This window comes from Mesorhizobium sp. (assembly GCF_004962245.1).
In the GTDB taxonomy this organism is placed as follows: domain Bacteria; phylum Pseudomonadota; class Alphaproteobacteria; order Rhizobiales; family Rhizobiaceae; genus Mesorhizobium.
This window is the reverse complement of sequence record NZ_SUHQ01000035.1, coordinates 32973-45110: the sequence shown is the minus strand read 5'-3', so window position 1 is coordinate 45110 and position 12138 is coordinate 32973. Positions and strand designations below refer to the sequence as shown.

At 57.8% G+C, this 12138-nt stretch carries 10 protein-coding genes and 2 pseudogenes; 10 read left to right on the top strand and 2 right to left on the bottom strand.

What is annotated here, in order from left to right; translation table 11 throughout:
- Positions 1–130: 130 nt before the first annotated feature.
- The 7 genes and pseudogenes from E5X88_RS28620 (at position 131) to E5X88_RS28590 (ending at position 6574) form a co-directional block, all read left to right on the top strand.
- Positions 131–445, top strand: coding sequence for a hypothetical protein (locus tag E5X88_RS28620; protein WP_091599500.1), 315 nt, complete (start codon positions 131–133; stop codon positions 443–445).
- A 517-nt stretch (positions 446–962) separates the two neighbouring features.
- Entirely contained in the window at positions 963–2141 is a 1179-nt protein-coding gene (locus E5X88_RS28615) for a cytochrome P450 (RefSeq protein WP_164746650.1), read from the top strand.
- Positions 2142–2170: 29 nt separating this feature from the next.
- Positions 2171–2293: pseudogene (locus E5X88_RS28610) on the top strand (ferredoxin); the annotation flags it as partial.
- Positions 2294–2431: 138 nt separating this feature from the next.
- Positions 2432–3019, top strand: a complete 588-nt coding sequence (locus E5X88_RS28605) for a nuclear transport factor 2 family protein (protein WP_236378846.1) — start codon at positions 2432–2434, stop codon at positions 3017–3019.
- Positions 3020–3167: 148 nt separating this feature from the next.
- Positions 3168–4769, top strand: coding sequence for an SDR family oxidoreductase (locus E5X88_RS28600; RefSeq protein ID WP_091599495.1), 1602 nt, complete (start codon positions 3168–3170; stop codon positions 4767–4769).
- A gap of 138 nt (positions 4770–4907) precedes the next feature.
- Complete coding sequence (locus tag E5X88_RS28595) at positions 4908–5960, top strand: LLM class flavin-dependent oxidoreductase (protein ID WP_024505249.1); 1053 nt, start codon at positions 4908–4910, stop codon at positions 5958–5960.
- A 14-nt stretch (positions 5961–5974) separates the two neighbouring features.
- Positions 5975–6574 (top strand): nitrogen fixation protein NifQ, encoded by a 600-nt coding sequence (locus E5X88_RS28590; RefSeq protein ID WP_126057643.1) that lies wholly within the window; start codon positions 5975–5977, stop codon positions 6572–6574.
- On the opposite strand, the gene rpoN is transcribed toward E5X88_RS28590, so the two are convergent.
- Positions 6571–8004, bottom strand: coding sequence for an RNA polymerase factor sigma-54 (rpoN, locus tag E5X88_RS28585; RefSeq protein WP_091599489.1), 1434 nt, complete (start codon positions 8002–8004; stop codon positions 6571–6573). The two genes, E5X88_RS28590 and rpoN, sit on opposite strands and share 4 nt — an antisense overlap.
- A gap of 69 nt (positions 8005–8073) precedes the next feature.
- Positions 8074–8607 (bottom strand): peroxiredoxin, encoded by a 534-nt coding sequence (locus E5X88_RS28580; protein ID WP_029356553.1) that lies wholly within the window; start codon positions 8605–8607, stop codon positions 8074–8076.
- Between the two features lie 769 nt (positions 8608–9376).
- On the opposite strand from E5X88_RS28580, the pseudogene E5X88_RS28575 reads away from it, so the two are divergent.
- From E5X88_RS28575 to E5X88_RS28565, 3 genes and pseudogenes are all read left to right on the top strand, one after another.
- Positions 9377–9618: pseudogene (locus E5X88_RS28575) on the top strand (IS21 family transposase); the annotation flags it as partial.
- A 172-nt stretch (positions 9619–9790) separates the two neighbouring features.
- Positions 9791–10987, top strand: coding sequence for a histidinol-phosphate transaminase (hisC, locus tag E5X88_RS28570; protein WP_292167300.1), 1197 nt, complete (start codon positions 9791–9793; stop codon positions 10985–10987).
- A gap of 27 nt (positions 10988–11014) precedes the next feature.
- Entirely contained in the window at positions 11015–12049 is a 1035-nt protein-coding gene (locus tag E5X88_RS28565; RefSeq protein ID WP_287308600.1) for an LLM class flavin-dependent oxidoreductase, read from the top strand.
- Positions 12050–12138 lie beyond the last annotated feature (89 nt).

Here is a 12138-nt window from a genome sequence, read left to right as displayed (position 1 = left end):
GGCGGCCTTTTTGGTGATTGAATTCATGGGACGACACTCTCGGTCCGTGACGCGTCTGCGAATGACTGCGCAAGTACCGTGCCATCAACGACAAATCTGGCTCTGCTGAGCGGGTGGTGGAGGCACGAGCGTGGGCTATCCCAAGAGCTTGCCGCAAGGTTGTTCGAAGTTGAGGTGCCGGATAGGCCGCAAATATGTCGGGCGGCCTGGGGTTCGCCAACACGAAGATGCGCAAGTTCAAAAGGACGAGCTGAACCCTTGCCGATATCCGTCCGAGGCTGATCTGGAGAAGGTCAAGAACTGCGTCTTGAAGGCTTTCCGCCGCACCGGCAAATGCGAAGCCAAGGTGCTGGGCAAGATGGACAGGGCCACACAACCCCTCGACTGGACGCTCATTAACGGCATCGGTGTGGCTCTGGTAGCTGGCGAGAAAACGCCGTGCTGAAAGACGAAAGCTCGTGTGGCCGGCTCTGAAGGAGGGCCAATGAGGCAGGCGAGGAGAGGCTATAGCCCATTCTTGTAGACTGACCTTGTCCCACGGAGGCGGCTAACCACCCCGCCAGACATCATCGAGGGGAGCGCCACTAGGCTCACGAACAAGTGTTGGTCATTTCCACCTGGGTGACCTCGGCCAAGTCACCAAACCGCTTAGCGCAACCTTTCGAACTGGATGCTCCCCGGGCACATGATCGGCTAGCGATCCCACCAATTGAGTTGCTCCAAGTCGGTGTCTAGCTTTCTACATTCTGTGTCCGACGCTGGACAAGAATGTTGCAATCCCGACCAGTAAGTCAGCACAGGCGCCACCTGTTGCCCAGCAAACGGCAAGGATTATCGAAAGACGAATTCGGCACGGAGCTTGCACCAACGATTGCATGCAAATGCCGACAGCATCTCATGAACGGTCTCTCGATTCTGGCGCGGTTAAATCGCGGCCGGTTCCAGATCATGTCCCGCCCGAAATGGTGAGGGACTTCAGCCTGTTTACGTCGCCCGGCATGTTGCCGACGGCCAACGGGGATCCGCATGCAGCGGTTGCTTGCGTTCATGCCGGGCCTCCGATCTTTTATTCAACCAGCAACACGCGCGACGGTCGGGGTACCTGGGTCATCACTCGCGCGAGCGACCAGCGCCGGGTGCTGCAGGACACCGAAACGTTTTCCAGCCATCGCAGCATCTTCGCCTCTGTGCTCGGCGAGAGCTGGCCGATGATCCCGCTTGAGCTCGATCCGCCATTCCACGGTGTTTTTCGCTCACTGCTCAATCCGCTGCTTTCGCCAAAGCGGGTAATGGCATTGGAGCCGGCTGTCCGGGAACGAGCGATCAAGCTGATCGACAGGATCGCCGCATCAGGCACGAGCTGCGACATCATGAAGGATTTTGCAGTTCCGTTCGCGGTCAATATCTTCCTTCGCTTTATTGGGCTTTCGGACGACGGACTAGAAACATTTGTCGGCTGGGCTAGAGATCTGCTCCACGGCGATAAGGAGCAACGACCACCCGCAGCCCGGACGATCGTGGCCTTCATCGACGAACTTGCCACCGAGCGCCGCAAGGAGCCGGTCGATGATTTCATGACCTTCATCGTGAAGGCAAAGGTCGAGGGCCGTCTGCTCAGTGACGAAGAAGTCCGTGGCATCGGCGTGCTTGTGTTCGTCGCGGGGCTCGACACGGTCTCAGCAGCCATATGCTTCGACTTGGCCCATCTCGCGCGCAACCCCAAAGATCAGGAATTGCTACGAAGCGAACCGGACCGGATTGCCGTCGCCGCGGAAGAATTGCTGCGCGCCTATTCGACCATTCAGATGATCCGAGTGGCAACGAAGGATGTCGACTTCAAAGGCGCGCCGATCCGCAAGGGAGACTATGTTTCCTGTGCCACGATGATTGCCAATCGTGACCCGGCGGAATTCGAATACCCGAATGAGATCGATCTGGCGCGCGAGGACAACCGGCACGCTGCCTTTGGCTATGGTCCCCATCGTTGTCTTGGCTCACACCTTGCCCGGCGGGAGATTGTCATTGGCCTGGAGGAGTGGCTGGCGCGCATCCCAGCCTTTCGGATCAAGACAGGGACTGAACCCATCACCTTCGGCGGCCATGTGTTCGGGATCGAGAATCTGATCCTGGACTGGTCCTGAAGTTTCCGCCAACGACATTGGAGTTCGCTATGCGTGTCATCGTACACAAAGCCAGATGCCAGGGTCATGCGCGCTGCTTGGCGCGGGCGCCGAGAGTCTTCAAGCTTGATGACGACGGCTACATCTTGCCCGGTGATATTGATGTTGCCGATGGGGAGCAACTGCTTGCCTCACAAGGGGTAAGAGCCTGCCCCGAACAAGCTCTGGAAGTTGACGAGCCCCCCGCTAACTCAATTGTAGAGAGAGACACACGCAAAGTGCAGACTGGCGTCGGGAAGGACAAAACAATCATACAATTCGCGACAGAACCTGTCGACCACGCGAAAATTACCGAACTGCGTGACCGAGAGGCGATCCGCAACTGCCTGTATCGGTACTGCCGCGGGATAGACCGCGCCGATGAGGCGGCGCTGCGTAGCGCATACTGGCCCGAAGCGTATGACAGGCACGGTCCCTATTGCGGACCGGCAGAGGACTTCATCCAATTTGCTCTCGGTCTGCCGGGGCAGCGTAACATCCATCAAATCACGAACAGCCTGATCGACTTCATCAGTTCAGCAGAGGCCGCGGTCGAGAGCTATTTCACCGCGCTGCAACGCGGACCGGATACAGACCAAGAAATACGTCAGACGCTGCTTTGCGGCCGTTACTGCGATCTGTTTCAGAAGAGGCAGGACGAGTGGCGAATTGCGGAACGGACAGTCGTCTACGATTGGGTTGAGGAGCAAATCCCGCCAGCGATTCTTGAGGCAGATAGGTTCGGCCGGCGACAGCCGATTGGAGCACCACATCCAGACGATCCCATCTACCAGCTGCTCAAGCGTCACATCCCCACCGACCAAGATGGCGTCGAGGGTCCCCAACTGGGAGCTGCATAAGTGGGTAGAAATGGAGGATGAGCGCCTTGCGGGATTGAGATCTGTGTGGGGCCGCAACTGGCGGTCACTGCAACGATTTGGCTCGACCCTTCATTCCGCCCAAGGTCGATGGGCTGAGATCACAAGCGGTCATCGTGGAGAAGCTCTCGTGAAACTGGCAGCACGCACCGTAATCATCACAGGCGCCGCGGGCGGGATCGGCCGTGCCCTGGTCGATATCCTTGCCGCGGACGGAGACACTGTAGTTGCGGTGGACCTTCCGGGCAGTGGTGTGGTTGAACTGGCTCGGGATCTCGGGTCGCCGCACGTCGGTCTGGAGTGCGATGTGTCGCGAGAGAAGGACATGCTCTCACTTTTCGGCCAGGTCGAAGCACGGTTCGCGCAAATCGATGTCCTCATCAACAATGCGGCGGTTGGACCCACGATGGATAGGATCATCGACACCGCTGTCGATACCTTCCGACGCGGCGTGACAGTGAACCTTATTGGGCCATTCGTTATGGCCCGGGAAGCGGCGCGGCGCATGAGGCCGGGCGGTGCGATCGTCAATGTGGCTTCGATGGCGGGCGTGGTCGGCAATCCCAGGCGCAACGCCTACGCAGCCTCGAAAGCTGGCGTGATCTCGTTGACAAAGTCCCTTGCGTGCGAGTGGGCTATGCGAGGAATCCGCGTCACGGCGGTGGCGCCGGGCTCCGTCCGCACCCCAATGGTCACAGAACTGGCACGCGCTGGCAAAATGGACCTCGCGGCGATACGCCGCCGCGTGCCGATGGGGCGCTTGGCTCGCCCCGACGAGATCGCCAGGGTCGTGCGTTTTCTGAGCAGCACGCAGGCGCGCTACATCACCGGCTCGGTGCTGGCAGTCGACGGAGGCTGGATGTCATTCAACCAGCCGGGGGATGCTCACCCGCCGGTGGATAGTGCGCTCCAAGCCGAGCTCTCCTGTCCGGCCGAATGCACAGATGCGCGAATCGTGCTCGTCACCGGTGGCGCAAAAAGCATTGGCGCGGCCGTCGCTCGCCGCTTTGCCGCGAACGGCGACACCGTCGTGATTGCTGATAAAGATGGCACTGCAGCGGCAGAGCTGGCTACATCGCTCCCCGGCAAGCATCTGGCGAAATCGCTGGACGTGGCCGTCGAGAGCGATGTGGTGTCGATGTTCGAAGAGCTGAGGCGACGCTTCGGGTATATCGATGTTCTGGTCAATAGTGCTGATACCGCCGACAGGATTGTGCCTGCGATCGAGCAACTGTCGAAACAGCTCGAACACGTCCTGGATGTCAACCTTACCGGCGCCTTCACCTGCGCGCGCGAAGCGATCAAGGCTATGCGCCCGGGCGGCGTGATCCTCAATCTCGGGTCGATCGACAGCTTTCTGCCGTTCGCGCCGCGCCATGCCTACGGCGCCTCCAAGGCGGGGATGGATATGCTGACCCGTTGCATGGCGGCCGAACTCGGCCCGGTCGGAATTCGGACAGCCACCGTCGCTCCTGGCCACATCCGCACGCCCGCACTTGCTCAGTTGGCCAAAGCCGGCCGCATCGACCTGGCAGCAATCGGACGACGCATCCCCATGGGCAGGATGGGACGGCCAGAAGACGTCGCAGATGCATCGTTCTTCCTTGCTTCGTCTGACGCCTCATACATCAACGGCTCGATCCTCTACGTGGACGGCGGCTGGACCTCGTTCGGTGATGCGGGAAACGCCAGCGAACTCTATGACGAATGTTTTGCGGAGGCCGCAGGTTAATTGCCAGGCATTCGCAGGGCGACCGGCCGAGCATTATGAAGCCTCGGCTCCACGACGCACCCGAGGTGCTTGAGATCCAAGCATGCGCATGCCGAGCACATTCCCGGTCGGCTGACGTGTCTATAACGAGGAGAAATCATGGAATTTGCCACTTTCATTCTGGCCGCCCAGCGTGGCTATCACCAATCCTCAGAAAGCGTCATCCGCAACTCCATCGAACAGGCCGTCGCTTCGGAGCAGGCTGGGTTCAACACCGCGTGGTTTGCTGAGCACCACTTCAACAATTACAGCCTCATACCATCCCCGCTGATGATGGTGGCGCACTGCGCCGGCTTGACAAGCACGATTCGCCTGGGCACTGCCGTCTGCGTGCTGCCGCTTTACCAACCGCAGCGCCTGCTGTCCGAGATCGGCTTCGCCGACATCGTTGCGAACGGCCGTCTCGAGCTCGGCGTAGGCTTGGGATACCAGCAGTTCGAGTTCGAACGGTTCGGCGTGGACATCGATGAGGCGCCGGCCGTCTTTTCGGAATACCTGGACATCATTCTCAAGGGCCTCAACCAAAACGTCTTCGAACACGACGGCCAGTATGAGAAGATCCCCCCAACAGCGATTTCGGTCCGCACAGTCCAGCAGCCGACGCCGCCTATCTGGATCGCTGGCGGAGCCGCACGGATGGCTCGGGCCTACCGCGAGGGGCACAATTTTTTTGTCACAGCCTTCCACGACGGCTTAGAGACTTTGACCACACTGCGTGAATCAGTCGAGAGGGCGGCGGCATCCGAGGAAAAGAACGTCACCGACGTCAAGATATCGCTGCTGCGCTGCTGCTATGCCAGCCACGACGAGTTGGAGATCAACAGCTATCTCGACAATGCCCGCTTCCAGCGCCGGCTTTCTGAAGCCCTGCATCAGCGCCGCCAACAGAGCCACGATGGCTACCTGCTGCAGGAGACACCGACCCAGCAGGATCTGTCCTTCGAGACCATGCGCAAAAATTTGCCGATTGGCAGCGTAAATCGCGTGATTGATCGCCTGCTGGAAGAGATCGATATCTTGAAACCGGACCAGATCGCAGTTCAGACTCAATTGGGCGACTTCGACCAAAAGACGATGCTGCGCCAGATCGAGCTCTGGGGCGACAAGATCATCCCTGCGGTCAACAAGGCGCTTTGTCATGCCGGAAGCTGAAGCCGGCCGTTACGATGATGGCTGCCTATCCACGCGCGCAATGGCGTGGGTCCGAGCTAGGGAGGAGCTTCGATCAGCATGTGCTGCCCTGCGTGCTTTCGCGTTCGCTTGAGGAGGTCCAGGCGGGCGAGGTGTTGGCGACGGAGGGGACAGGCCTTTCGTCTGTCGAATTGCGTGATGTCTTGGCCGCAACTTTCCCGTCTACCTCCAGCAGCGTATTCGCTTTGGAGGAGTTGAGCGAGCCCGAGCCGGAACTGGAAGAGGAGCTGCTGCGCCGGCTGCTGCTAGCGCATGCTGCGCCGGGCGACCCGGCGAGCGCCCGCTTGGCCAAGATCATCGCCCGGCGTGCGATGCGCACGGACCATCTTTGGCGGGATCTTGGCCTCTCAAATCGCGCTGAGCTCAGCCGCCTGCTTGCCAGACATTTTCCCGCGCTGGCGGCAGGCAACACAGAAAACATGAAATGGAAAAAGTACTTTTACCGCAAGCTGTGTGAGGCCGAAGGCTTTTCGTCATGCACTGCACCCAGTTGTCGGGAATGCCATGACTTCGAAAGCTGCTTCGGCCCGGAGGAAGTTGAGAGTCGCCTCTCGCCGACCAGGAATGCCGGTTAGTCACTTCGCTTGATCGCAGCTGCGGACAACCGCTTATCACGGCGCCGTAGTATGGAGGAAGGGATGTTCATCGCCTCGCGATATTTGGTGACGGTACGGCGAGCGACATTGATGCCGGTCTGCTTGAGCTGAGCAACGATGTCTTCGTCGGAAAGTACCTTGTCGAGCGATTCTTCGGCGATGATTGCCTTGATCCGATGGCGGACAGATTTGGCGGAGTGCGCGTCGCCGCCCTCGCAGGATGCGATTGTCGCTGTGAAAAAATACTTCAGCTCGAACACCCCGCGCGGAGTTAACATGTACCTGTTCGAAGCCACCCGGCTTACCGTCGACTGGTGCATTTTGATCCCGTCAGCGACATTTTTGAGACAGAGAGGCCGCAGATGGGCGACGCCGTGTGTAAAAAAGGCATCCTGCTGGCGCACGATTTCGGTCGCAACCTTAAGGATCGTCTTAGCGCGCTGCTCGAGACAGCTGATCAGCCAGTTCCCTTTTTCCTGGCAATGGTCGAGAAACGCTTTGCCTTCCGGATTTTGATTGGTCAGCTGCGAGATTTCGGCGACATAGGTGTGGTTGATCAACACTTTGGGCAGCGTGGCCGGATCAAGCTCCACCCGCCATCCACCTTCGGACTTGGGCATTACCCAGACGTCCGGTACGATGGTTTCCGGCGTCCCGGACTGGAACCGGTCTCCAGGCTTGGGATCGAGCGCGCGGATTTCGTTCCTCATGTCGAGGAGATCCTCCTCGTCGACTCCGCAACGCTGCTTCAATCCCTGAAAATCCCCCCGTGCAAGCATCTCGAGATTGGCGACCAAAGCTGCCATAGCCGGGTCGAACCGGTCTTGCTGGCGCAGCTGAATCTCCAGGCATTCGCTGAGAGTTCGCGCAAAAATCCCCGGCGGATCAAATTGCTGCAAGATTCCGATGACCCGTTCCACATCAGCTTGCCGAACGTTTAACCTCCCGGCCAGATCGAAAAGGTTTACCTGAAGATAGCCAGTGTCCTCCAGATGGGCGGCGAGCTGTCCGGCAATCAGCCGCTCCTGCGGGGTGAACGGGGTGAGGGCGACCTGGCGGGCGACATGGTCGTGCAATGTTTCGGTGTGGGCGGTAAACTCCTCGACGGCAGGTCGATCGTTGCCGCTACTGCGTTGCGACTTCCATTGCCCGCGCCCGCCAGACGGCCCGCCAATGGGCGATTCGCCGATTTCGCTTCTGCTTTGACTGCTCCGCTGATCCACCCCTGACAGCGGCGAAACGTCGTCAAACGGGTCAGGCTTCAAAACGGGGTTCTTCTCGAGTGCCTGCTCCACGAGCTGATGGAGTTCAGTATGCGTCAATCGCAGCAAGCGAATAGCTTCAATGGCTTGAGGCGATAAGACCATACGTTGCTTCTGGCGTTGAAGCAGGCTTGCTGAGAGATGCATGTTGAACCGGTAATCTGCCGAGGAGGCTCTAGTGTGTGCTGGGGTTGTGTGAGACTTGCCACTTCTGGGTCATGCCGCCGCCTTCAGTTTGTCGAGAACGTTTTGCGGGGATGAAACGCCATAGGGGTCCGTCTCGCAGTTGTCACAGAAGCCTTCCTCCTCGAACCACTGCTCCACCACGCCATCGTCGATCAGAGCGGCGTATCGCCAGGAGCGCATGCCAAAGCCCAGATTGTCCTTCGCGACCAGCATGCCCATCTTGCGCGTGAACTCGCCCGACCCGTCTGGGATCAGCTCGATCTTCTGCAGCCCCAAGGACTTTCCCCACGCATTCATGACGAAAGCATCGTTGACTGAGACGCAGTAGATCGCGTCAATTCGCAGTTCCAGAAATTGATCATAGAGTTTTTCGAAATCGGGCAGTTGGAAGGTCGAGCAGGTCGGGGTGAAGGCGCCAGGCAGCGAGAACAGGATAACGCGCTTGCCCCCGAAATAATCGTCGGAGGTCTTGTTCTCCCACCGATAAGGATTTGGCCCCCCGATCGACTCATCGCGAACACGCGTGCGAAAGGTCACGAGAGGAACGTTCTTTCTATCGGTCATTGATTTGCTCCCAGGCCAAAGTGGTACGGTGCATTTTTCGGTTAAACTGAAGCGGCATCGACTTCGGTGGACAGTTCCGGCAGCCTTTCGCCCTGGCGTGGTTGCCTCGGACCAGTCTTGTGCAAGACCGCCCCCGAGCAGGGACGTTTAACGGCGACGAGCTTCCAGTTTTCCGCGGGGACGGGGAATGTTTGCTCGCGTGCTTTATCGAGCTTTGAGAGGTAGGCATGGTCTCCAACCGTGGTTTTGACTGCGTTCTAGCGACCGAGTCGCAAGCGCCATGCCAATTGACCCCATGCCTTGGGTTCACTTCGGTTTTTGCAGCAACTTTCGTGTTGTGCAGTAATGCCGGTCGATATTATTGCTCAAGCAGCACTGGAAATTGGGTGGGACTCCGTTCGGCAAACCCGGCCTTTGTCCGAAGCCGGACACGAATGTCGGAAATTAGCCCAACGCCAGGACCTGGGGCGGGTTAAGAAACGTTGCCGTGGGCACCGTTCTTCAGCACAATTGCGCCACGCGAGCATGGCTCCCAGCGTCAATGCCGTGCAGCAGCGAGACGAAAGCCACTGCAGAATATCAACCTCTGCGAAGTCTCTGAGACGATGGGACAGGATAGCCAAGGAGGTGCGCCGTCTTGCATGCCCCGCCAGCGAGGCGAACCCTCTTGGCTACGCGCGCCACCAGAGACGCTCCATATCGTCAGGCCCGCGTCTCATGCTCAGATGAGCCGGTATTTGGCTCTCTCATCAGCGAACCGAGAGAGCCCATGCCAAGACGGAAGCAAGCAAGACGAACGAGCGTCAAAGATACCCGGACGATCCTGCGCCTGACCCATAAACAGGGCAGTCCGGTGGGCGAGGTGGCAGAGCAACTGAGGTTCGGCAAGACCTCGGTTTCCACCTATTTCTGCGGGCGCTGGAGGCGGGCTGTCGTGCTGGCCCTGCATGCGGCTTTGACGACGATGCGATGTTGAAACACCGTCTGTTGCGCCGAATCGGCCGTCGGCCACACGTTGGGTCGTCATCAGGTTCTCGACAGCTTCCCGGTGTCAAATCCAAACCGTGGTCGGCGATCCCACCAAGGTGGGAAGGCAGCGCTGACATAGCCGAACGTCGATCAAGTCACGATCAACGATTGCCTCATGTCACATGCCCTGCGGGACTGAAAAACGGAGAAGAACATGTGCGATGCAAAACTGAAGACCGTGCTTTCGCTTTTCTCGCCGGTGGCCAGCAAATTAGATGCTCTCTCGTCCAACGGACCAGCGACGGATGCAAATTGCGTTAAGCTAAATACGAACGAGAACCCGTTTCCGTTGCCGAAGAGCGTAATGCAAAGTGCAATTGCTGCGATCGAACACCAGTATCTTTATCCGGAAGACGACAATCTCAGCTTAAGGGCAGCTGCCTCCGACGCTTACGGATTTTCCAAAGATCAGGTGATTGCCGGCAACGGTTCGTCGGAACTGCTCGGACTCATCTACAGAACTTTCCTCGCCCCAGGAGATAGAGTGGCGATGCTGTCGCCCGGATTTTCGTTCAACCGTAAACTTGCCATGTTGCAGGGTGCTGAGTTTCTCGAAATCGCATCGAGCGAAGCTCATCCCCTGCCGATAGAAAAACTGCTGTCCGGCCCCGCAAAAGACGCGAAGTTCATTCTGTTGGCTAATCCGAACAATCCGACCGGAACATTCGTGCCGGTGGCCGAAATCGAACGCCTTGTGGAGCAAGCAGATCGCTTGATCGTCTTGGATGAGGCCTACGTTGACTTCGCACCCGACCATGCCCTGCGCCTCGTCAATAGACATCCGAATCTTTTGATCTTGAGGACTTTTTCAAAGAGCTATGCTGCCGCTGGCGTGCGAGTCGGCTTCGGTTTCGGTCACCCAGAAATCATTGGCAGGCTGCGCAACATCCAGAATGTCTTCAACATGAACGTGATCGGGCAGGCGGTCGGGAAAAGCATTCTTGCGCATCGCCACGCCTACGAAGAGAACCACAGGCACATCAAGCATGAACGACAGCGAGTGACCCTGGCGCTGTTGCAACTTGGCTTTTCCGTAACACCCTCCCACGCAAACTTTTTGCTGGCCCGTGTGCCGGCGGGACAGGAGGGCTCATGCTGGCAAGCCGCGTTGAAAGAGCAGAAGATCCTCATCGCCAGCTTTCCTGACATAGATTTGAAGAACTGCATTCGCGTCAGCATTGGCACCACAGAGCAGATGGACAAATTCCTTGCTGCCGCCAAACACGTCTGTATGAACTTTAAGAGGAATCGCGGTGTGCGCAAGCATGAAGTCAATTCACATTGCATTGGAAATGTATCAAGTAATAAGTGTCGATGTGTTATAAGTTATGATGTTTCCAATAGTGGATAAATCATAGGTAATTTGGAGAATAATTAATTGAAGAAAATTTTCGCTTCGGGCCTGACCTTCGGCATCTTCGATCATCTGGACGAAAACGGCGATGACATCGCCCAACAATATGCAGATCGGCTGAGCCTAGCAGAAGCGTGCGATGGCTATGGCTTTTATGCGTATCATCTCGCAGAGCACCACTGTACGCCGCATGGCAGAGGTCCATCACCGAATTTGTTCTTAGCGAGCGTCGCCCAGCGAACCCGCAGTCTTCGTGTTGGTCCCATGGTAATGCTACTTGCGCTCTATCATCCGCTGCGTGCCTTCGAGGAGATCTGCATGCTTGATCAGTTGAGCGGCGGCAGGCTTGAACTCGGCATAGGGCGCGGCTCTGCTCCGACTGAATTGGGATACTTCGGGGTTGCTGTAGAAGCAGCACCAGAACAGTATGCGGAGGCCAGCGAGATTCTCATCAATGCGATGAAAGGCGGGACGCTTTCTTATCAGGGCCGCCACTTTGAGTTGAAAGACGTTCCGCTGACGTTGAGACCTCACCAATATCCCCAGCCGCCGACATGGATCGCCACCAATCGACCCGAGCCGGCTAGCTGGGCCGCCGCGAATGGGGCAAACATCGCCTGCGTCGGACCTTCCACTTCTGTTCGCAGCGTTACCGACGCGTTCCGCGCCGCCCGAATTCACGATGCTGACATTGGCCACCAAGCGCCATTTCTTGGATTGCTCCGAATGGTGGTGATAGGGCGTTCTGAAACAGATGCGTATTTGCTCGCAGCACCTGCCTATGAACGATGGCTCAAGAGCTTCAAATTTCTATACGAACTAAATGCCATTCCCACTCCACCAAACTTGCCTTTGAACTTCGATGCAGCAATTGAAAGTGAATTGTGCGTCGTGGGAACGGCAGCTTCTGTCCGAAAAGCTATCCTTGATCAGCTGGAAGAGGCAGGTGCTAATTATCTTCTGTGTCAACTGGCATTTGGGGATTTGCCGCTGGATGCCTCGCTATACACCGCATCGACCATTCGATCCGAAATCATGGCTCGAGTTGCCGCATCGTGAATCCGTTGTGTGATTGGAGGAGCAGCGGCAGCGCTGCTCCTCATTCCGAAACGGTTGTGGGGGCCGGACTCTTGTGTCAGGCGTAAACA

What these genes read in the sequence shown, in the direction of transcription:
- E5X88_RS28615 (WP_164746650.1), top strand. Translation starts at nt 963, where the DNA reads ATGGTGAGGGACTTCAGCCTGTTTACGTCGCCCGGCATGTTGCCGACG.
- E5X88_RS28595 (WP_024505249.1), top strand. Translation starts at nt 4,908, where the DNA reads ATGGAATTTGCCACTTTCATTCTGGCCGCCCAGCGTGGCTATCACCAA.
- rpoN (WP_091599489.1), bottom strand. Translation starts at nt 8,004, where the DNA reads ATGCATCTCTCAGCAAGCCTGCTTCAACGCCAGAAGCAACGTATGGTC.
- E5X88_RS28590 (WP_126057643.1), top strand. Translation starts at nt 5,975, where the DNA reads ATGATGGCTGCCTATCCACGCGCGCAATGGCGTGGGTCCGAGCTAGGG.
- E5X88_RS28580 (WP_029356553.1), bottom strand. Translation starts at nt 8,607, where the DNA reads ATGACCGATAGAAAGAACGTTCCTCTCGTGACCTTTCGCACGCGTGTT.
- hisC (WP_292167300.1), top strand. Translation starts at nt 9,791, where the DNA reads ATGTGCGATGCAAAACTGAAGACCGTGCTTTCGCTTTTCTCGCCGGTG.